This is a genomic window from Ancylobacter sp. GW821-FHT10E12, assembly GCF_058809335.1.
On sequence record NZ_JBXASN010000003.1, the window covers coordinates 69,813 to 88,804 of the forward strand.

At 63.1% G+C, this 18,992-nt stretch carries 22 protein-coding genes and 2 pseudogenes; 7 read left to right on the forward strand and 17 right to left on the reverse strand.

The features are described from left to right. The first annotated feature begins 5 nt into the window (after positions 1–5). From AC1RU4_RS04550 to AC1RU4_RS04570, 5 genes and pseudogenes are all read left to right on the forward strand, one after another. On the forward strand, positions 6–428 hold the full coding sequence (locus AC1RU4_RS04550; RefSeq protein WP_492889843.1) for a RidA family protein: 423 nt from the start codon (positions 6–8) through the stop codon (positions 426–428). A 13-nt stretch (positions 429–441) separates the two neighbouring features. Then, on the forward strand, positions 442–1,119 hold the full coding sequence (locus AC1RU4_RS04555) for a DUF1028 domain-containing protein (protein WP_492889844.1): 678 nt from the start codon (positions 442–444) through the stop codon (positions 1,117–1,119). A gap of 22 nt (positions 1,120–1,141) precedes the next feature. Then, positions 1,142–1,567, forward strand: coding sequence for a GlcG/HbpS family heme-binding protein (locus tag AC1RU4_RS04560; RefSeq protein WP_492889845.1), 426 nt, complete (start codon positions 1,142–1,144; stop codon positions 1,565–1,567). Positions 1,568–1,608: 41 nt separating this feature from the next. Next, positions 1,609–2,070, forward strand: a pseudogene (locus AC1RU4_RS04565) (glutathione S-transferase family protein); the annotation flags it as partial. Positions 2,071–2,074: 4 nt separating this feature from the next. Further along, positions 2,075–2,665, forward strand: coding sequence for a type II 3-dehydroquinate dehydratase (locus AC1RU4_RS04570; RefSeq protein ID WP_492889846.1), 591 nt, complete (start codon positions 2,075–2,077; stop codon positions 2,663–2,665). Between the two features lie 13 nt (positions 2,666–2,678). Here AC1RU4_RS04570 and AC1RU4_RS04575 read toward each other — a convergent pair whose 3' ends face one another. Both AC1RU4_RS04575 and AC1RU4_RS04580 read right to left on the reverse strand, forming a co-directional pair. Next, positions 2,679–2,936 (reverse strand): BRCT domain-containing protein, encoded by a 258-nt coding sequence (locus tag AC1RU4_RS04575; protein ID WP_492889847.1) that lies wholly within the window; start codon positions 2,934–2,936, stop codon positions 2,679–2,681. A 575-nt stretch (positions 2,937–3,511) separates the two neighbouring features. Next, the gene (locus AC1RU4_RS04580) at positions 3,512–3,952 is read right to left on the reverse strand and encodes a helix-turn-helix domain-containing protein (RefSeq protein ID WP_492889848.1); all 441 of its coding nucleotides are present in this window, start codon (positions 3,950–3,952) and stop codon (positions 3,512–3,514) included. 69 nt (positions 3,953–4,021) lie between these two features. Between AC1RU4_RS04580 and AC1RU4_RS04585 the strand changes: the two genes are divergently transcribed. Continuing rightward, positions 4,022–5,263, forward strand: coding sequence for an MFS transporter (locus AC1RU4_RS04585; protein WP_492889849.1), 1,242 nt, complete (start codon positions 4,022–4,024; stop codon positions 5,261–5,263). Here the strand turns inward: AC1RU4_RS04585 and AC1RU4_RS04590 are convergent. The 4 genes from AC1RU4_RS04590 to AC1RU4_RS04605 form a co-directional block, all read right to left on the reverse strand. Beyond that, on the reverse strand, positions 5,250–6,020 hold the full coding sequence (locus AC1RU4_RS04590) for an SDR family oxidoreductase (RefSeq protein ID WP_492889850.1): 771 nt from the start codon (positions 6,018–6,020) through the stop codon (positions 5,250–5,252). The genes AC1RU4_RS04585 and AC1RU4_RS04590 overlap by 14 nt on opposite strands. Before the next feature lie 10 nt (positions 6,021–6,030). Beyond that, a complete protein-coding gene (locus tag AC1RU4_RS04595; protein WP_492889851.1) occupies positions 6,031–7,089 on the reverse strand; it encodes an alpha/beta hydrolase in 1,059 nt (352 codons plus the stop codon). 109 nt (positions 7,090–7,198) lie between these two features. Continuing rightward, on the reverse strand, positions 7,199–8,191 hold the full coding sequence (locus AC1RU4_RS04600; RefSeq protein ID WP_492889852.1) for an aldo/keto reductase: 993 nt from the start codon (positions 8,189–8,191) through the stop codon (positions 7,199–7,201). A gap of 55 nt (positions 8,192–8,246) precedes the next feature. Further along, positions 8,247–8,414 carry a hypothetical protein gene (locus tag AC1RU4_RS04605; RefSeq protein ID WP_492889853.1) on the reverse strand — a complete coding sequence of 56 codons (168 nt, stop codon included), beginning with the start codon at positions 8,412–8,414 and terminating at the stop codon, positions 8,247–8,249. Positions 8,415–8,822: 408 nt separating this feature from the next. Between AC1RU4_RS04605 and AC1RU4_RS04610 the strand changes: the two genes are divergently transcribed. Beyond that, a complete protein-coding gene (locus tag AC1RU4_RS04610) occupies positions 8,823–9,719 on the forward strand; it encodes a LysR family transcriptional regulator (RefSeq protein ID WP_492889854.1) in 897 nt (298 codons plus the stop codon). A gap of 122 nt (positions 9,720–9,841) precedes the next feature. Here the strand turns inward: AC1RU4_RS04610 and AC1RU4_RS04615 are convergent, their stop codons facing one another. The 11 genes and pseudogenes from AC1RU4_RS04615 to AC1RU4_RS04665 form a co-directional block, all read right to left on the reverse strand. Beyond that, positions 9,842–10,519, reverse strand: a complete 678-nt coding sequence (locus AC1RU4_RS04615) for a DUF4405 domain-containing protein (protein ID WP_492889855.1) — start codon at positions 10,517–10,519, stop codon at positions 9,842–9,844. A 16-nt stretch (positions 10,520–10,535) separates the two neighbouring features. Then, positions 10,536–11,021, reverse strand: coding sequence for a cytochrome P460 family protein (locus AC1RU4_RS04620; protein WP_492889856.1), 486 nt, complete (start codon positions 11,019–11,021; stop codon positions 10,536–10,538). A gap of 33 nt (positions 11,022–11,054) precedes the next feature. Further along, positions 11,055–11,525, reverse strand: a complete 471-nt coding sequence (locus AC1RU4_RS04625) for a (R)-mandelonitrile lyase (protein WP_492889857.1) — start codon at positions 11,523–11,525, stop codon at positions 11,055–11,057. Between the two features lie 46 nt (positions 11,526–11,571). Then, the gene (locus AC1RU4_RS04630; RefSeq protein WP_492889858.1) at positions 11,572–12,003 is read right to left on the reverse strand and encodes a carboxymuconolactone decarboxylase family protein; all 432 of its coding nucleotides are present in this window, start codon (positions 12,001–12,003) and stop codon (positions 11,572–11,574) included. Positions 12,004–12,100: 97 nt separating this feature from the next. Next, positions 12,101–13,123 carry an alpha/beta hydrolase gene (locus tag AC1RU4_RS04635; protein ID WP_492889859.1) on the reverse strand — a complete coding sequence of 341 codons (1,023 nt, stop codon included), beginning with the start codon at positions 13,121–13,123 and terminating at the stop codon, positions 12,101–12,103. A gap of 143 nt (positions 13,124–13,266) precedes the next feature. Further along, a complete protein-coding gene (locus tag AC1RU4_RS04640; RefSeq protein ID WP_492890115.1) occupies positions 13,267–14,313 on the reverse strand; it encodes an alpha/beta hydrolase in 1,047 nt (348 codons plus the stop codon). A gap of 292 nt (positions 14,314–14,605) precedes the next feature. After that, positions 14,606–15,928 carry a type II toxin-antitoxin system HipA family toxin gene (locus AC1RU4_RS04645; protein WP_492889860.1) on the reverse strand — a complete coding sequence of 441 codons (1,323 nt, stop codon included), beginning with the start codon at positions 15,926–15,928 and terminating at the stop codon, positions 14,606–14,608. Beyond that, positions 15,928–16,182, reverse strand: coding sequence for a helix-turn-helix domain-containing protein (locus AC1RU4_RS04650; RefSeq protein ID WP_492889861.1), 255 nt, complete (start codon positions 16,180–16,182; stop codon positions 15,928–15,930). Before AC1RU4_RS04650 ends, AC1RU4_RS04645 begins: the two co-directional genes overlap by 1 nt. Before the next feature lie 222 nt (positions 16,183–16,404). Continuing rightward, positions 16,405–17,064: an AAA domain-containing protein gene (locus AC1RU4_RS04655; protein ID WP_492889862.1), complete on the reverse strand. Its 660-nt coding sequence runs from the start codon at positions 17,062–17,064 to the stop codon at positions 16,405–16,407. Between the two features lie 315 nt (positions 17,065–17,379). Beyond that, a pseudogene (locus AC1RU4_RS04660) lies at positions 17,380–17,743 on the reverse strand (transposase); the annotation flags it as partial. A 237-nt stretch (positions 17,744–17,980) separates the two neighbouring features. Then, the gene (locus AC1RU4_RS04665) at positions 17,981–18,976 is read right to left on the reverse strand and encodes an LLM class flavin-dependent oxidoreductase (RefSeq protein WP_492889863.1); all 996 of its coding nucleotides are present in this window, start codon (positions 18,974–18,976) and stop codon (positions 17,981–17,983) included. Positions 18,977–18,992 lie beyond the last annotated feature (16 nt).

An 18,992-nucleotide genomic window follows, 5' to 3' on the forward strand; every position in this document is an offset into this window, starting at 1 on the left:
TTCCCATGGTCGTCCACACGCGCATCCGCCCCTTCAACACCAAGGAAACCTATCCCGAGCAGAAGCTGAACAACGACCTCAGCCAGGGCGTTGTGGCGCGCGGGACCATGGTGTTCCTGCGCGGGCAGGTGGCGCAGGACCTCGACACCCGCGAGAGCCTGCATGTCGGCGATGCCGGCGCGCAGGCCGCCAAGGCGATGGCGAACATCAAGATGCTGCTGGAAGAAGCCGGCAGCGAGATGAGCCATATCTGCCGCATCGTGGTGTACCTCACCGATATCCGCTACCGCGAGGCGGTCTACCAGGAGATGGGCAAGTGGCTGGCCGGCGTGTTCCCCTGCTCCACCGGCCTCGTGGTCCCGGCGCTCGCCCGGCCGGAATGGGTGGTCGAGATCGAAGTGACCGCCGTCATCCCCGACGCCGCCTGACCGGGGACGCCACGTGACCTTCTCCATTTCCGCCCGCTGCGCCCGCACCGGCCGGTTCGGCATCGCCGTTTCCTCCTCCTCGCCGGCGGTGGCGGCGCGCTGCGCCCATGCCCGCGCCGGCGTCGGCGTGGTGGCGACGCAGAACATCACCGACCCGACGCTGGGGCCGAAGGGCCTCGACCTGATGGCGCAGGGCCTTTCCGCCGACGAGGTGATGGCGCGCTTCAAGGCCGAGGCGCCGTTCTTCGACTACCGCCAGGTGGTGGTGCTCGACGGCGCCGGCCGCTCGGCCGGCCATTCCGGCGTGAAGACGCTCGGCACCCACACGATCGCGCAGGCGCAGGACGTGGCGGCGGCGGGCAACCTCCTCGCCTCTTCCGGCGTGCCGCAGGCGATGGTGGACCGCTTCCTCGCCATGCCCGACGCCGATCTCGGCGACCGGCTGGTGGCGGCGATGCAGGCGGCGGTGGCGGCCGGCGGCGAGGAAGGCCCGGTGCATTCGGTCGGCATGCTCATCGTCGACAAGGTGGCCTGGCCGGTCGCCGACCTGCGGATCGACTGGTCGGAGGGCGACGTCATGGCCGAGTTCCAGGCGCTGTGGGAGCTGTGGCGGCCGCAGCTCGATGCCTATGTGACCCGCGCGCTCGACCCCTCCACCGCGCCGTCCTACGGCGTTCCCGGCGACCAGTAGAGTTTGGACGAAGGAGGCCCCGATGTCCGTGACCCGCCCGGCCCTGAAGCTGACCCATGAAGGCGCCCTGACCATGCTCGCCGGCGCGCTCGCCAAGGCGAACGAGATCGGCGTGCCGCAGAACATCAACATCGTCGACGAGGGCGGCAACCTCGTCGCCTTCGTGCGCATGGACGGCGCCAAGCTCATCTCCCGCGAGACCTCGCTCTCCAAGGCGGTGACCGCCGCCTCGCACCGCCAGCCGACCTCGCGGCTGAAACCGGCCGACGAGATCAAGCTCTCGCTTGCCGGCGGCCAGCGGCTGACCAATCTCGAAGGCGGCCTGCCGATCATCATCGACGGCCATTGCGTCGGCGGCATCGGGGTAGGCTCCGGCACCGGGGCGCAGGACGTGGAAGTGGCGCGGGCCGGCCTTGCCGCCATCGGCGCGGAGGACCAGATCCCGTGAAGCTCATTTTCGCTCCCACCTCGCCCTTCGTGCGCAAGGTGATGGTGGTCGCCCGCGAATGCGGGCTCATCGATGCCATTGAGACGCAGTTCAACCCGGCGAGCCCGCTCACGCGCGACCCGGCGCTCACCGGTGCCAACCCGCTCGGCAAGATCCCGGCGCTGATCCTCGACGACGGCACCGCGCTCTATGACAGCCCGGTCATCTCGGAATATCTCGCCGCCACCGCCGGCGACACCACGCTGTTCCCCGCCGCCGGGCCGGCGCGCTGGGCGGCGCTGACCCAGCAGGCGCTCGCCGACGGGCTGCTCGATGCGGCGATCGGCAACCGCTACGAGACGGTCGTGCGCCCGGCCGAACTGCGCTGGGAGGGCTGGTCGACGGCGCAGCTCGCCAAGATCACCGGGGCGCTGGACCGCATCGAGGAGATCGCGCCCGGCCTGCCGCAGGCGCCGACCATTGGCACCATCGCGATAGGCTGCGCGCTCGGCTATCTCGACTTCCGCTATGCCGCGCTCGGCTGGCGCGAGGGACGGCCCGACGCCGCCTCATGGTTCGCCGCCTTCGACGAGCGCCCGCCATGGCGGCGACCCGCCCGCGCGAACACGTCGCCTGAGCCTTCCCCTGCCTTGCCGGAGCCGCCCGCCCGTGACCGCCTTGCGCATCGACATCCTCAACGGCCCGAACGCCAATCTCTACGGGCTCGACCCCTCCGGCCCCTATGGCAGCCTGACGCTGGCCGATATCGGCGAGCGCTGCGCGGCCAAGGCGGCGGGGCTGGGCGCCGGCGTGCGGTTTCGCCAATCCAACCATGAGGGCGTGCTGATCGACTGGATCCAGGCGGCGCGGCTTGAGGCGGACGGGCTGATCATCAACGCCGCCAGCCTCTCCTACACCTCGATCGGCATCCTCGACGCCATCGCCGCGCTCGGCAAGCCGAGCTTCCAGGTGCATGTGAGCAACGTGTTCCGGCGCGAGAAGATGCGCCATTTCTCGCCGCTCTCGGCCGCGGTGACCGGCTGCATCATCGGCGCCGGCCCGCTCGGCTACGAACTCGCCATCGAGGCGCTGGTGGGGCAGATCCGCCAGTTGGTCTAGGAGACGGGCGCCGTCACAGGTGGCGACGCCAGTGCGGCTCCGACACGATGGAGAGGGGGAAGCCGGTTTCCCGCCACTCGACCGCCTGCAGGATCTTGTTGCCGAAGGACGAGTGCTTCCACGATTCCGTGGCATAGGCGCCGACGACCAGCACGTCCGTCTTTTGCGTGATGCCGCCGGCCTGGGCGCCGCGCTCCAGAACGGCCGCCTCGCAATGCTTGCGCTGTCCGAAGGTGAAGGTGCCGGTGAAGGTCGCCCGGCCGATATTCACGCGGGGCGCTCGGGGAAAGCCGCCAGGTCACTCGGCTCGGTGAAGCCCGGCGGGCCAACGGGAACGAGTCGTAGACAGATACAGGGAACGCGCTGAGGAACGTGGGAAACGTCCAGTTCGGCGGCAGACCGGCAAGATTTGAGATATTCATGGAAAGTTTTAGTGGGATAATATCTCTTATATTTCAATGAATTACGAATCTTCAGAAGATTATTCAAGACATTTTTGCGCATACGCCGAGTTACGTTGGCCAATGGCGTTGGACGATCGTCTTTTGCTGCATGCCATCTCGGGATGAAATACTTGGAAATGATTGCAAATTCCTCCGGAATGCGTTGACGGGCACCGCAACCAATGAGGCGCGACGCATTCGGATCAAGGACAGCACATCACGCTATTTTCGCCCGCTTTGGATCGAGGCTTTTGCGTCAATGATCGATTGACATATCTTCGCCATCTCAAGGAGCCTCAGCGTTTCGGCATCGACCTTCATCTCCGCGAGACAGGAGCGAAGGGATTCGCAAGCCGAATCTGTTGCCGACCGATCGTGTCACGCCACAACTGGATAAACCTCTTCATCTAGGCTGAGTCTTATCTGGCCTTGCCGCGGCCCTGCGCTTTCCGCCGCGCTTGCCGGCCATGTCGGCGAGCCGGCGGAATGTCGGACACTCCATGTGCGAGGGCGCTCGGCAATCGGCGACGTGGCGAAGCGTGTCGCGCAGCGCGGTCAATTCCTTGATCTGGCGGTCGATCTCGGCAGCCTTCTCACGAAGCACGTCGCGCGGCAGGTCCGGCATCCCGTTGCGGCCGAACATCCCGGCAATCTCATCAAGCGAGAATCCCGCCGACTTTCCCATCGCAATCAGCTTGAGCTGCACCAGCACTTCGGGCGGAAACTGTCGGCGCAGCCCGTGCCGGCCAACCGAGGATATCAGCCCGGCCTCCTCATAATAGCGCAGCGCCGAGGGCTTGATTCCGCTTTGTGCGGCGACCTCTCCGATATCCAGAAATTTCATGCTTGACCTCAAGTTGACTTGAGGTGGCAGCCTGCTCTCGAACGGAAATTCAGGCAAGAGGACAGGGCGATGGAACAGGCGGAACCGGGCGCATCGGCGAAGGCACGAGCGGGGATCACGATCACGCTGGCGCTGTCGATGCTGTTGGCCTCGCTCGGCACCAGCATCGCCAATATCGCGTTGCCGGCGCTGGCCGAAGCGTTTTCCGCACCGTTTGTGCAAGTGCAGGCGGTCGTCGTCGCTTATCTCGCGGCCCTGACAGTCTCCGTTATCATCGCGGGGCGGCTCGGCGACAGTCTCGGGCTGAAGCCAATGCTCGTCGTGGGTCTGACCGTCTTCGCCGCCGCATCGCTACTGTGCGCGGTTGCACCGAACCTGTGGCTGCTGATCGGCGCGCGGACGCTACAGGGCATCGGCGCCGCCTTCCTCATGACGCTCGCCATGGCGCTGATGCGCCAGACGGCGGGCGAGGCGCGCATCGGGCGAGCCATGGGGCTGCTCGGCACGGTATCGGCGCTGGGGACGGCGCTCGGCCCCTCGCTCGGCGGTCTGCTGATTGCGGTGACGGGATGGCGCGGCATCTTCTGGGTACAGGTGCCGCTGGCGGTCCTGGCACTCATCCTCGCTGTCGTGACGCTGCCGGGCAGCCCCGGCAAGCGGAAGGCGCCCTCGCCAAGCCTGCGGTCGGTAATGAACCGGAGCCTCGCGCCTAATCTTCTCGTCAACCTCCTGGTCGCCGCCGTCATGATGACGACGCTCGTGGTCGGCCCTTTCTATCTCGGTTCAGGGCTCGGTCTGGAGGCAAGAAACGTCGGGTTCGTCATGGCGGTCGGCCCGGTTATTTCCATCTTCACCGGCGTTCCTTCCGGCCGACTCGTCGATGCCTGGGGCAGCGCTCGCGTGCTCGCCATCGGACTTGTCCTGCTGGCCGCGGGAACGTTCCTGCTGGCATTCGTTCCAAGTATCATCGGCGCCACCGGCTATGTGCTTTCCATCGCGGTGCTGACGCCGGGCTATCAGCTCTTCCAAGCCGCCAATAATACAGCTGCGCTGGCGGACGTGCCCAGGGACCGGCGTGGTACGGTCTCGGGGCTGCTCAACCTGTCGCGCAACATCGGCCTGATCGCGGGCGTATCGCTGATGGGCGCCGTCTTCGCCTTCGGCGTCGGGACCGAAGAGTTCATTGACGCGACAGTTTCCGCCATCACCGCCGGGATGCGACTGACCTTCCTTCTGGCCGGCGGTATGATGCTCGTCGCAATTGCCGTTGCGTTCGGACGCCGTAACCCAACTCAATTCAAATTGATCTGAACGCACTACGCTGTTCGACGTCGTCGATGACGGATTGCGGCTCTTGGTCGAGCGGCATGTTCGCGGCCTCATGGATGGCGTCGAGTGCGCCGGCCACATCGGCGTCGAGCCCGGAGAACAGGGGCGCGAGGTCATCCTGCTCACGCCCGCGCTCGGCTACCAGTTCAAATGTCATGCGAACCGCCACCTGTGTTGTCAGGCTATCGACAAGCACCCTGGCGATCTGGCGTCGGGCGACGACGCCGTCGCGAGGCGTCCCGGACTGCCGCCGGTCACCCTGCAAGAATCTCAGGTGCAATTGATCGGGCGCGTTGTAGTCGAACCAGCCCGGCCGGACGATGGTGTAGGGGCAACCGCTCATCCGCACGAGCCGCTCCGCACGTCGTTTCCAGTCATGTGCGCCCTTGCGATCGGTGACGCCGATGGCTGTCATCAGGGCGAGCCGCGCCGGGCGATCGCCGAGAGCGGCAAGGATGTTGCGCACGCCCCCGTAGTCGACGGCTTGCGCATCACCCACGCCAGCATAGGTTCCATGGGTGAACACGACCGCGTTCACTCCCTCGACTGCCGCAGCCAGGGTTTCCGGTCGTGTGAGATCGGCGACCACGGTCGTCAGGCCAGGCCGCTCCTTCAGTTTCCCGGCTTCGCGCACAAGGGCGCGCACCTCGTGCTTTTGACGCAGCGCTTCATCGACAACATGCAAGCCGATGCTGCCCGTGGACCCGACGGCGAGAATTTTCAAACGACCATCGCTCACAGGGCGCCACCTATTTCACTGCTCTTTTCATGTGCCGTTCCCAGAAACGCACCGCATCGACGATCCATCCATCGGCGCTGGTACCGGCGCCCGTCCCGAAGCCGTGGCCGACATTCCGGTAGCGGTGGAACTCGACCGGCGTGCCGCTGCGGCGAAGAATGGCGACGCGGCTTTCCATCGCCCCCGGCGGCGCGATGCCATCGTGCTCGCCGACGACCGCGAAGGTCGGCGGTTCTTCCGAAGACGTGTCGGAATGCGCCGTATAGGCCATCACGACGGTCGATGGCTTGGGCAGGTCGTCGCCGCCGAAAGCAGCGACGCCGTGCGAGCCGATGAAGGCAGCCATGCGCGCGCCAGCCGAGCTACCCCACACGGAGTAATCGTCGGTGCTGACCCCAAGCATCTCGGCATTTCGAAAAATGAAGGAGATGGCGGCGGCGAGGTCCTCGGTGGCGATCCGGCCACCTTGTCCGGCGCGATATTTGAGGACGAAGGCATTGTAGCCTTGGCTGCTGATCTGCTCGGCATAAGGAAAGCCTTCGTGAACCGAGCCGACATAGGCAAAACCGCCGCCGGGAGCGATCACCGCAAAGGGAGCGCCTGGCCGCCCGCGGAAGAAGAACAATCCCGTGCGTGCCCTGGCCGGCTCGGCCGCCTTCTGCGCCTCGGTATAGATGTCGTAGAAGACAGTCCTGCCGGCGGTCACGTCGGCGATCATGCGGTTGAGCCCGCCAGCAACAACGGCAGGTTCCACATGGCTGTGATAAGGCAGGAGCGACGCGACATCGCCCAGCGGCAGGCCCGCATCGTAGGAACGGCCGTCCCAGGGGAGAATCCGCGGGGCAAATCCGGCGAATGCCGGGTGCTCCAGGATGTCACCGATCGTGCTGGCCGGGTCAAGCAGCCTTCCCCGCGTGTCTACGGGCTTGCCGATCGCAGATGCCTCACCTAGCCGTTCGGCTGTCAGGTCATCCTTCTGCACATGCCCCTCATTCTGAGCACCCGCCGGCAAGCTTGCGAGGAGCAGGAACAGCACCGTACAGGCCGATTTGAGTTTCTGGATCCTCATCTGTCCTGCCCTCGGCTCGTGCGCAACGGCGACCGTCCATGCCTAAGACGTAACGGGTCGTTCTTCATGTCTCGCGAAAGACAAGCCGCGGCGGTGTTCTCTTCGCTTCTCAATGACCGGTCATTTTCAGAACAGCCTCGGGGAGACGCTCACCCTGCACCTCGATCCTGGAGGCCTCGGCATCGATCTCGGCGAGATCGTCGGCTGTAAGCTCCAGATCAACCGCGCCAAGATTTTCCTCGAGGCGATGCAGTTTGGTGGTGCCGGGAATCGGCACGATCCAGGGCTTCTGGGCCAGCAGCCATGCGAGCGCCACCTGCGCGGGTGTCGCGTTCTTGCGGTCGGCAACTCCCTTGACAATGTCGACCAGAGCCAGGTTGGCCTTACGCGCTTCCGGGGAGAAGCGGGGCACCAGATTGCGGAAATCTCCGGCCTCGAACGTGGTGTCTTGGGTGATCTGGCCGGTAAGGAAGCCCGCCCCCAGCGGACTGAACGGAACAAAGCCGATGCCAAGCTCTTCCAGCGCGGGCAGCAACTCGGCCTCCGGTCCACGCCAGAAGAGAGAATATTCACTCTGGACCGCGGTGATCGGCTGAACCGCATGAGCGCGGCGGATCGTCTGGACGCCAGCCTCGGACAATCCGAAATGCTTGACCTTGCCCTCGGCGATCAACTCCTTGACGGCGCCGGCGACGTCTTCGATCGGCACATTGAGGTCGACGCGATGCTGGTAGAAGAGATCAATGCGATCGGTCTTCAGGCGCTTGAGTGCGGCTTCCGCTACCGCCTTGACATGTTCGGGACGGCTGTTCGTGCCGCCCGAACGAGCGCCCGTCTTTTGTTCGATGTCGAAGCCGAACTTGGTGGCAATGACCACCTGATCGCGGATCGGCTGAAGCGCCTCGCCGACCAGTTCCTCATTGGCAAACGGCCCGTAGGCTTCGGCCGTGTCGAAGAAGGTCACGCCTCGCTCATGCGCATCGCGGATGAGCTTGATCATTCGGGTCCTGTCCGTCGCCGGACCGTACACGCCCGTCATTCCCATGCAGCCGAGGCCGAGGGCAGAAACCTCAAGGCCGGTTCCGAGTTTTCTTGTTTTCATTGTGGTTCTCCGTTCAGTTTGGGATGCGTGCCTCGACGATCATCTTGGTCCGATGTCATGGCTTGAATGGAAAGTCCGTGCTTGCGCTCAGCTCTTTCCAGTTCACGATTTCCTTGCGTTGAGTATCGATCTCGGCGGCAACGATCTGGACGGCATCGCTGCCGAGCAGAATCAACGTGAACCGCCGGTGATGAGCCATGTCGTCACGATGTTCCTCCCTCATTTGGATGTGCCTGCATATCCATGCAGCCGAGGCCAAAAGCCGAGACTTCAAGGCGGCCGTTCGCGTAAGCCTCAAGCAACGGCAAGTCGCTGAAGGTCAAAGTGTAGGCGATCGATACCCATGCGAGATCCGAGCCGGAGAAAACAAATTGATACCGGACCTTGAGCAGATCGGTGAGACCGACAGAAATATCAGTAATTATTATCGTGTTTCTGATAATAACATCACAATAATGGCGTTCTTTTCTAGGAACTAACTCGCATTGTTCTCGAAATGCATGGATAGAACACCTCGGCGCCCCGGATTTCCTCTTGGACAGCACTTCTACGTTGCCAAGGTAATTTATCGCGTGCGGATCATGCTTATTAGAGGCTATAATGTGCATGAAGCAATAAGGTGGACTAATGAATGGCGCATGAGAACTTCAACGACCTTGCCGCCTTCGCGACCGTTGCGAAGGAGCGGAGCTTCACCAGAGCCGCGGCAAAGCTAGGCGTTTCGCAGTCAGCGCTAAGCCAGACCATACGCGCGCTTGAAGAAAGGATCGGCTTGCGCTTGCTGACCCGCACAACGCGCAGCGTTGCGCCGACCGAAGCCGGTGAGCGTCTGCTGCAGACGGTTGCTCCCAGGTTCGAGGAGATCGAGGCCCAGCTCGCGGCCTTGAGCGAACTCCGTGAAAAGCCCGCCGGCACGGTCCGGATCACAGCAGGGGAGCATCCGGCTATCTCCATCCTGCAGCCCGCACTGAAGCGGTTTCTGCCAGATCATCCCGACGTCAACGTCGAGATCATCGTCGACTACGGTCTCACCGACATTGTGTCGGAAGGATATGACGCCGGTGTGCGAATGGGTGAGCAGGTCGCCAAGGATATGATCGCCGTGCCTGTCGGGCCGGAGATGCGTATGGCGGTGGTCGGGTCGCCAGGCTATTTCGAACGGTACCGGATACCCGCAACGCCACAGGAACTGACGGCGCATAAGTGCATCAATATGCGGCTTCCCACTTATGGCGGACTGTTCGCCTGGGGCCTCGAGAAGGATGGGCGAGAAGTCAAAGTACGCGGTGAAGGACAGCTGGTGTTCAATAATCTAGGTCTCCGGCTGAGCTCGGCCCTGGATGGTCTCGGTGTGGCCTACATGCCGGAAGACCAGGTGCTGCCCTATGTTGCCGAAGGACGCCTGATCCGCGTTCTGGAGGATTGGTGCCCATACTTTCCGGGATACCACCTCTATTACCCCAGCCGCCGTCACTCTTCGCCGGCGCTGACACTATTGGTGGATATGCTGCGCTATCGTGCACCATGATCATAGTGCGGAACAACGCTGATCATCTGATGTGGCGACGGTGACTGATGGGCAGTCCGCGGCGGATGCCTGTGGCCATCACACATGCTTCGGGGGCGAAAAGGATGATCGGGCACCCACAATCACGTCGCGCGCGCCCAGTATCGTAGCCATTTCATGGTGTAGTAGGTGAGGAAGATGTAAAGGCCGGCTATCGCGACGCAGTGTGCGAAAAAACCGACGACCGCTTCCTCGAAACTCCACCAGTCGAGCGTGACCTGCATCGCGAGCTTGGTGCCGAGGCCGAGTTCGAACGAGCTCCAAATGCCATGAACCGCAATCGCGAAGGCGATCAACCGTAGCGTCCACCTGCGGATCGCGCTCGGCTGGGAGATGCCGAACAGGTTGCGCGCCACCCCCATCAGCATCGGCCAGCGCAAGCCAAGATGGACGGCCACGATGACGAGCGCCCAATAGGCAGCCAGTGTATGGACCTGTCGTACCGTGAAGCCGCCATAGGCCGACATAACACCGGACAAGGCGTTGGAAATGAGCACGCTGGTGACAAGCAGCGCCGCCATGGCGACGAGCAGCGCAAGGGTGACGGCGGCATTGAAGAGGCTGCGTACTTCCCGTCCGGTTCTTGCGACCGTGCTGTAGAAGCGCCGGTTGAAGATGTTATGCGCAATGAGCAGCAGGAACATGGCCGTTCCGGCCAGTTCGTGGGCAGTGTTGCCAAGCCACCAATAGGAAAAGCTGAAGACGAGCAGCAGCGCGGCGAGAAGGTCGAACAGCAGACGCAGACGGAAAACAGTGCTCAAGGCGCGCCCCTCAGGCCTATTCGACCGGCGTGCCGGTGAAGCGGGGAATGCGATAACCCGTATAGAGGTAATCGCCGTCCGCCTGGCTGCGATGGCACGACTGGCAACGGGCGGTATTCTCGCTCATGTTGACGGACTTGTCGGGCCAGAACCACTGGAACTGCCAGTCAGCCGTGCGACGGCGCTCGTCATAGTCCGCACCAAAGCCTTCGCCCTTCTCCATGACGAAGTAGCGATAGAGTTCACCGTCGCGGTAATCGACAAGCACGAAATGGGTGCCGGCAGGGATTGGCCGACCGCTCCTGACGGCCTCAATCGCTTCCCGTGTCGTCATGATATGCTCGGTCACGTTACCCCGCCGAACAGTCGTATAGTGAACGAGCTGATCGATATTTTCCGGGAACGTAACCCGATTGGTCTCGGCATGAACCTGCCATCCGACAGCAAGGATCGCCCCGGCGATCATACTCGCGAGGGCAAATGGTCGTGCAATTTTCAACATGAGAAATCCCGCTCGGCGTTCATGGATGGACGGCTATTGTCGATAGTGTTCGTCCGTGACCTTCTCCATCCACTCGACAGACTTGCCATCGAGCGATTCCGAAAAGGCGATATGCGACATGCCGTTGGTTGAGGAGGCGCCGTGCCAGTGCTTCACGCCCGGAGGAATCCACACGATGTCGCCCGGCCTGATTTCCTGAACGGGGCCGTCCCATGCGCGCACGAGACCGACGCCAGCCGTGACGATCAGCGTCTGGCCGAGCGGATGGCTATGCCATGCCGTGCGGGCACCGGGTTCGAAGGTTACGATGCCGCCGCCGATGCGGGCGGGTGCGCTTCCCTGAAAGCGGGAATCGACCCGCACCGAACCTGTGAAGTTGGCAGCAGGACCCGTGGCGGACGGCTGCGAACCGGGGCGTGTGACGGTGATGACGGGGTCAGCCTGGGCCGATGCGGCGGAGGCGCAGAGCGCAATAACAAGAATTGCTGCGAAAAGGGGCTTCATCTCACTCCTTTGGTTTTCATGGCTTCTGGCAAGGCACGTGCTCTCGTCAGTTCTTGAAAACCTCACGGGCTACGCCGACGGCGGCAATCGCGTTGGGCCAGCCCGAATAGAAGGCGAGCTGTGTGATCGTTTCGACGATCTCCTGCTCGGTCACACCATTGCGGCGCGCGAGCGCGATATGGGAGCGGAGTTGCTCGGGTCGGTTAAGCGCGACAAGTGCCGCGACCGTGATCAGGCTGCGGTCGCGCTTGGCGAGGCCGGGCCGCTCCCAGATATCCCCGAACAGCACGTCATCGGTCAGCTCGGCGAGCTTGGGCGCGACGTCGCCCATCAGTTGCTGCGCGCGCGACGGTAGCTTGGCAGGTGCAGCGCCGGACGCTCCGGGAGGAGTCTCGGTTTGTGCATCTGCCATGTTGGACGATCCTGCGATCAAAAGCAGGCTGGTTGCGACAAGCAGATGTCTGGTGAGCGTCTTCAATGTGTGCTCTCTCTCTGAATAGGGGGCATCCGATTAAGAACCGGATGCCACGGTGTTGAACCTTTTTCCTGACGTCTCTTCGGAAACAGGGATCAGGTTACGAACGGTCAGAGACGAGGGTTCGGGCAAAGAACGGCGTCAACTTGCCCATCGCGGCGTCCACGTATTTGGGAACCCAATAGGTCTCGATGTGCGTTGCGCCCTCGATGAGGAACAGCTCTTTGTCCTTGGTCTCGGTGGCTTTGGGAAACGCCTCTTCCGTCATGTAGAGGCTGTCGGCCTTGCTGCCCGCCATCATCAGCAGTGGAACGTTGATCAGCTCGATCTGGTCGGCAGCATCCCAACGCATCAGGTCCATGAGGCTGCTGGTCGTGTACTTGAAGGTCGATCCGGGATGCGCATGTGTCTTCCAGTAATATTCATAACCCTGCCGATAGAGGTCGAACGGCAGGGCCGCGATCTGCGCATCAGTCAGGTTAGCGTCTCCCGAATAGAGGATTTCACCGCCAGCCATTTCCTGGGCGCGGGCTTTCGAGGCTTGCTGTAGCCGCTCCTGGATGGTTGCCAGTTGCGAGTCCGCATAGCCGTTGCGACGAACGCGGCCGGAGTTGAACATGCTCAAGGTGGCGATCGACTTGAAACGCTTGTCAGTCTTCGCCGCCGCCAGGGAATAGCCGCCGCCGCCGCAGATTCCGAACAGTCCGAGGCGGTTGGCATCGACGCCCGGATAGGCCGTGATGAAATCCGCCGCGCCATGAATGTCCTCGATGCGGAACATGGGCTTGTCCACGCTACGGGGCTTGCCGCCACTCCCGCCCTGATACGCGGCATCCATTGCGATCGTAATGTAGCCCTGTTCCGCCAGATGCTGGGCATAGAGGCCCGCAACCTGTTCCTTCACCCCGCCATTCGGGTGCGCCACGATGATTGCAGGATATTTCTGGCTCGGATCGTAGTTCGCCGGTGTGTAAACGTTGGCGACGATATCCAGGCCACCCAGCTTGTAGGTGACCGGGTGGATATTGACCTTGCCCGGCTCATTCTTGGTGATCGCACCGTCATAGACCAGTGTAAAAGGGTTCTGCTTATAGTCGGCGGCGACAGCAGCATTTGTGGTCATGGCAGGGCTCCCAAGAATTGCGGCAGACATAACAAGCGCAGAGACCCCAATGAACTCGCGCCTTTTTTGATTGATGATTTTTTTATTCATTCCAGCCTCCAATCTTTTACATTCATGCGGCGCGGTACGTTTCTGCAGGTGGTTCAATCCAGCTTCTTGTCGGCGAGGAACATCGACACCTGATCCGCGATCTGAACGTTGTTCAGGTCGGACATCAGGAAGTGCGTGTTGCCGCGAATGCCGATCTCGGGCAGATGCACCAGGCGGGCGTCGCCGCCACGCTTGTTGATGGCGTCGACCCAAAGCCGGGCCATGGCGAGCCGTACCCGCCAATTGTCCTGGCCGCGCTCCGCGGTGGGTTCCGTCGGAAAATTGTCGCCGTAATAGATGACGATCGGGATGCGCGTCAGCTTCTCGAAATCCGCGAGGGGCACGGCCTCGGGCGACAAGGTGCCGGCCGCGCTCGGCATCGCCGGCGGCAGTTCGCCTTCGGGGAAGATGAAGCCGCTCCCCGGCTCGAAAGCGACGATGGCCTTGACGTTGGGACTCTTGATCGCCGTCAGCCAGCCAGGCCCACCGCCTTGCGAATGGGTGAAGAGGATAGCAGGGCCGGTTTTTGCGAACAGCGCCGCCATGGCATCCGAGATCACACCGGCGTCGTAGGGGCCGGTGTTCGGTGTGACCGATCGCAAGAACTGGTTCAGCGTTTCGGGCGCGCGGTCGAACTGGACGTTCTCGAAATAGTCAGGCCACTTGCCGAGCCGGAATTGGTCAAAGAAAAGCTGATCGTAGGGGGTCGGCTCAATCGTCGTGGCGACGGTGCTGTTGCCCGCCCGTCCACGGCGCGGCTGGTCCACCAGATAGACCGGAAAATGCCGTCGCAGGAAAATGTTCTGGAAGCCCGCGCGACCATCCGGCGTGGTCTCCCAACTCCGCCCCGACTGAAAGGCGCCGTGCAGCATGACGATGGGCAGCGCCTTCGGGTTCTGCGGCACCTGATAGAAGGCATAGAGATGATCGCCGTGAAGGCTCTGCCCTTCGGAGGTCGGGGCGTTGTTGTTGTAGGTTCCGGGGGTACGCGAAATCGTCCCACCGACAGCGAAACTGCCCTGCTCCTCGATGATAAGAGGCTCAAGCTTGCTCGGCTGCTGCGCGACCGCAGCCGAGCCTCCCCCGAGGCTGGAAACAATCAATAACGACGTGAATATGTATTTCCACGATTCCAAGGTCGACGTTCCCCGCATGTTACGTTGGGTCGCCTTGAATCTAGCAACGATGTCAGTTTTCGATTAGACCACTAGATACGCATGGGGTTATAAGGACAACTAATTAATTGCGACGCAATGTCCTGTCCCAGATTGGCATGGATGCCTGAATGGCCGTTGGGCTCCGGTTGGCGTGGGCTGCAGCGTAAAGCCAAGAATCCAAGGAGAGATCGACGTCTACCGATGGATGAGGCCAATACGGCAGCTCATCACGCCCTCAGCCTCGCTCCCGCAGCCCCGCTTCGAGCACGCGCATCCGCGCGGCGATCCCGGCTTTTACTGCGGCATGAAGCGCCTCGGGGAATCCCGCTGGCAGCCCGGCCTCGACTGCCGTGATGGCCTCATCCATGCGGGCCGCAATGTCTCCCAGCGCGGTGCGGACAAGTGCCTTTGGCAGGCCCGCCCTGGCGGCGGTCTGGAAGAAATGCCGAGGCACGACCTCGTCGAAACGATAGTGCCGGTTATCACCGACCGACATGGCGAGCGTCATTTGCCGCCGGTCGATCTGGTGGGCGGCCAGGCTCGGCTGGGCCGTGAGCACGTCATAGAGCGGAGTCAGCTGATAGCCGCCACGGGGATGCAAGAAGATACTGAAATTCTTGGCGTGCCCATCCGTTGCGCCAATCAGCCAGAACACGAGCTGCGCCTGGAACAGGGTACGATAATCCGCCGCGGGCGTATCGCTGCCCTTGAGGAGGTCGGCAATCTCCACGAGGCCGGGGCCGCCATCCTGCTGATATTTGCGCGTGGGCGGCACACCGAGCGCCTGACAGCAATCCTCCTGCGGCAGGCGGATGAGGCGTTTGCCACTCCAGACACGGTCGAACCGTTCGATCACCAGCGCCTTGGTCTCACCGAAGGTCATGATCTCTGCGGTATTGACCTTGAGCCCTAGAGCGCCAAGCAGGCGCAGGCAGTAGAATTCATTCTCGACGCTATGGGTGAGGTCGATGCCATTCGGCAGACGGCCGATCGGCGTCTTGAAGATATGCGTGGTCGGTGTGGTGCCGTGCGGCTTGTACCAGCGACCATCCAGCTTCAGGAGCGCGGTTTTCTCCTGCGCGCCGGCGACCGAGATGCGGAAATCATCATCGCGTGAAAGCCCCAGCGGGGCCTGCGCCAGATTGCCGAGCAGACGTGCGATTATCTCGTCGTCGAGCAACTCGTCCGCAAGGGCATCGTCCTCGCCTGGATGTTCGCTGTCGCCGGCGATGAATTGCAGAGCGCCCACGCAATCACGGCCGATCGCCGCAAGCAGGCTGTAGGCGTCGGAGCCGGCAGCGCCAACCTTCTCGGCAACACGCCGTCGCAGGATGTCGGAATCCGGCAGCAGGTTCTCGAATACCGCGGCGACCGGCGCACCACGCCAGGCATCCTCCCGCAGGGGCAGCGAGAGCGAGACGGGGAAGGCGGTCTCCAGGTCCAACCACGCCGCGTCATAACGAAACGCGATGGCGCCGCTGGGATCCTTGATGAGATGCCCGACCAGCCGGTTGTTCTGATAGACGCGAAGGGGAGGATGGACGCGGCGGCGCGGCATCAGTCGACGAGATCTTCAATGCCGCGCGACCGGCTGCGCGTGGCGATCTGGAATTCGAGATCGAGCGCTGCCAGCACCGACAGCAGGGTATCGAGCCTGACGGCGGGATTGCCGGTCTCGATGAGGGAAATGGTCTCCTGCCGCAGACCCGCCTGCTCGCCGAGCGCGGTCTGGCTGAGGCCGAGGCGCTTGCGCTGACGGCGGATGAGGTTGCCGATCTGCTTCGGCGTGCGTGCGAGGTCTGACTGGATCATGCGCGGTTGATATGCGCCTTATCCGATAAAATATCAATATAGGAATTGACCGATAAATCAATAATATTCGTCAATTCACATAAAGTGGCTTTATCGCAAATGACGCATAGAGATCAGACCGGTTCCGACAGGCCAAAACGTCTACCTCGGGCTATGACGTTACAAATCGCAGACAATTGTGCGAGAATCGCGTGCGATTCATAACAATGCGTCTTTATCGGTTCACGCCCTCCGCATCTCCGCCCGCGCCAGCATGGCGTCGAGATCGGTGAAGGCGCCAGCCGAGCGCCAGAGGTGGCGGTTCCCGAGCACATAGACGGCTTCCTTGGCCCGCGTCACGGCGACGTTGAGCAGGTTCGGCTCTTTCCCCGCCCAGCCACGAACTCCGGTCTGGTCGGCATTGGGGGCGCCGAGCACGAAGATCACCGCCTCGGCCTCGCGGCCCTGCACGGTGTGGATGGTGCCGACCCGTTCATAGGCCCACGCGTCCAGAGCGGGAGTGGCGGCGGCGAGCGCCGCGCTCTCGCGGATCAAGCGGCGCAGCCCATCGGCAACCTGAACGAAGGGCGTCACCACATAAAGGTCAGGCATGAGGCCGGTAGCCACAATGTGTTCGATCATCTCGACCGCCGCGCGGCCCTCCTCAGGGCACCATTTGTCGGTGCCGGAACCCGAGATGTCGATCCAACGCGAGGGGCCGAGGAGATCGCGGATGGGCGAGGCCGCGTGCACCTTCGCCGCCACTATCAGATTCTCATAGGCATGCGGTTGGCGATGCCGAACATCGGCTCGGCGCTGATGGCCGAGTTGGAGCGCGACCGCACCACCTTCCGGGGCATCATCGTCGACCACGCCTTGTTCGAAGCGGCGCTCGACCTGCATCGCCCCTTTATCGACGCCGCGGCGAAGCCCCTGCGCAACAATCTTGGCGCCATGTTACAGGCACTCGACGGAAAGAGCCTCGGCGATCCGGCGAAGGATGCGCTGATCCCCGACCTCTGGGCGAGCCTGTTCCTGGTGGTGCCGGCGCTTTCCACCACCTTTGCCTCGGTCGGCACCATGCTCGGCCGCCTGCCGCCCGCCGCGCTCGGTTGGCTGCTGGTCGACGAGGCCGGTCAGGCGTCGCCGCAGCAGGCGGTCGGCGTGCTGATGCGGACAGGACGTACTATCGTGGTGGGCGATCCGATCCGGGCGCCACCGGCGGCACTCTTCCGGCGTCGATCGCAGCGTGCGGCTATCGATGATGGCTGCGCCCGGCTGCTCGCTGCGCCCCGCAGCAAGGCACAGGATGGTCCGCAAATCCTCCGCCCGCGCCTCGAAGCAGCCTGCCCCCGAGCCAGCGTTGCGCCTGCTGGTAGACGATCTGCCACGGCGGCAGGTCGTTGGGCATCCAGCGCCAGGGAGCGCCCGTCTTCACCACATGGCGCAGGCCGTTGAACACCTCGCGCAGCGAATGGCTCCGCTGAGGAATAGCCTCAGGCAAAAGCGTCAGATAGGACGCCACCAGCGCCCACTCTTCATCGGAAACATCAGAGGGATACGGCTTGCGAGACCGCTTCATCTCGCAAACCTCAGAAATCAGAGTTAATCAGTCCCTAACAGCCTCTAGCTCGTTGAGCGGAGCCTTCGATCGCTGTATCGCCGCCCGGATGGCGGGCGTAGTTGTGGCGCTGCCATGGAGTATCTGGCCCATAATTCCTCCCGGGAGGCGGGACCATCTGCGCTGATTCCCCAACACTCGGGGACTGAACAGATCGCGAGTGGCGTCCTCTCGTACCCATCTCCTCCAAAGGAACCATCAGAGAATTTTTGGCAGTACCTCGCGGCCGATAAGATCGAGTTGCTCGGGCAGTTCCTCCGACGGTACCACGCACAGGACCACCGAGGTGGAGCCCGCCTCATACAGCGCGATCATCGCCGCGGCGGCTTCCTTGGGCGAGCCAGCAACGCCCAGCCAGTCCAGCCATTCATCCGGCATCTCCTCGGCGACCGCGGCGGCGCCGCCGCGCGCCAGCAGTTCCTTCAGCGGCTCGTTGACGCCGTAGACCTCGGTGAGCAGCGTCGGGCCCATGGCTTCCATGTAGAAGGCGGCGAACTTGCGCATCTTGGCCCGCGCCGCCGCCGAATCCGAGCCGACACATGCCAGCGCATAGGTGATGATCTTGAACGGCTCGGTCAGCCCCGCCTCGGCCCGGACAGCGGCGATGCGCGCGCGCACGGCCTCCACATAGCGCGGGCCGGCAAGCACCGAAATTTGCAGGCCGTCGGCGATGCGGGCGGACAGGTCGACCGATTTCGGCCCGACCACCGCGGTGAGCACCTTCAGTTCCGGGGCGGAATGGGTAAGCGACACATTGTCGAAGCTGTAATACTCGCCCTTGGTGGTGACGGTCTCGCCCTTGGCGAGGCGCTTGATGCCGTCCACCGCCTCGCTCATCGAGATAAGCACGGATTTGGGGAACAGCCCCATCTGCTTCATCCAGGCCGGCACGCCATGGCCGAGGCCGAGATCGGTGAAGCGGCCGGGAAAGGCGCCGGCCAGCGTCGATGCCTCCATGGCGGCCACCGCCGGGTGGCGCACCCGGTTGGCGATGGCGCCGATGCCGACGCGGATCGAGCCGGTCGCCTGCAAGGCGATGCCGGCCGTGGCGAAGGCCGAGAGCATGAAGTAGTCCTCGGCCAGCCAAAGCTCGGTGAAGCCGACCTTCTCGACCAGCTGCGACATTTCGGCGATGCGGTTGGGCGGCACGTCGCCGAGCAGGAAGACACCGGCCTCGCGGGCATTGGATTGCATCAGGTTCGTCCTTGCG

Excerpts from the sequence above, each read along its gene's own strand:
- AC1RU4_RS04610 (WP_492889854.1), top strand. The coding sequence starts at position 8,823 with ATGGCGCATGAGAACTTCAACGACCTTGCCGCCTTCGCGACCGTTGCG.
- AC1RU4_RS04550 (WP_492889843.1), top strand. The coding sequence starts at position 6 with ATGGTCGTCCACACGCGCATCCGCCCCTTCAACACCAAGGAAACCTAT.
- AC1RU4_RS04635 (WP_492889859.1), bottom strand. The coding sequence starts at position 13,123 with ATGACCACAAATGCTGCTGTCGCCGCCGACTATAAGCAGAACCCTTTT.
- AC1RU4_RS04605 (WP_492889853.1), bottom strand. The coding sequence starts at position 8,414 with ATGAGGGAGGAACATCGTGACGACATGGCTCATCACCGGCGGTTCACG.
- AC1RU4_RS04570 (WP_492889846.1), top strand. The coding sequence starts at position 2,075 with ATGCCGCGCTCGGCTGGCGCGAGGGACGGCCCGACGCCGCCTCATGGT.
- AC1RU4_RS04625 (WP_492889857.1), bottom strand. The coding sequence starts at position 11,525 with ATGAAGCCCCTTTTCGCAGCAATTCTTGTTATTGCGCTCTGCGCCTCC.
- AC1RU4_RS04595 (WP_492889851.1), bottom strand. The coding sequence starts at position 7,089 with ATGAGGATCCAGAAACTCAAATCGGCCTGTACGGTGCTGTTCCTGCTC.
- AC1RU4_RS04600 (WP_492889852.1), bottom strand. The coding sequence starts at position 8,191 with ATGAAAACAAGAAAACTCGGAACCGGCCTTGAGGTTTCTGCCCTCGGC.
- AC1RU4_RS04655 (WP_492889862.1), bottom strand. The coding sequence starts at position 17,064 with ATGCAGGTCGAGCGCCGCTTCGAACAAGGCGTGGTCGACGATGATGCC.
- AC1RU4_RS04585 (WP_492889849.1), top strand. The coding sequence starts at position 4,022 with ATGGAACAGGCGGAACCGGGCGCATCGGCGAAGGCACGAGCGGGGATC.
- AC1RU4_RS04620 (WP_492889856.1), bottom strand. The coding sequence starts at position 11,021 with ATGTTGAAAATTGCACGACCATTTGCCCTCGCGAGTATGATCGCCGGG.
- AC1RU4_RS04580 (WP_492889848.1), bottom strand. The coding sequence starts at position 3,952 with ATGAAATTTCTGGATATCGGAGAGGTCGCCGCACAAAGCGGAATCAAG.
- AC1RU4_RS04645 (WP_492889860.1), bottom strand. The coding sequence starts at position 15,928 with ATGCCGCGCCGCCGCGTCCATCCTCCCCTTCGCGTCTATCAGAACAAC.
- AC1RU4_RS04665 (WP_492889863.1), bottom strand. The coding sequence starts at position 18,976 with ATGCAATCCAATGCCCGCGAGGCCGGTGTCTTCCTGCTCGGCGACGTG.
- AC1RU4_RS04560 (WP_492889845.1), top strand. The coding sequence starts at position 1,142 with ATGTCCGTGACCCGCCCGGCCCTGAAGCTGACCCATGAAGGCGCCCTG.
- AC1RU4_RS04650 (WP_492889861.1), bottom strand. The coding sequence starts at position 16,182 with ATGATCCAGTCAGACCTCGCACGCACGCCGAAGCAGATCGGCAACCTC.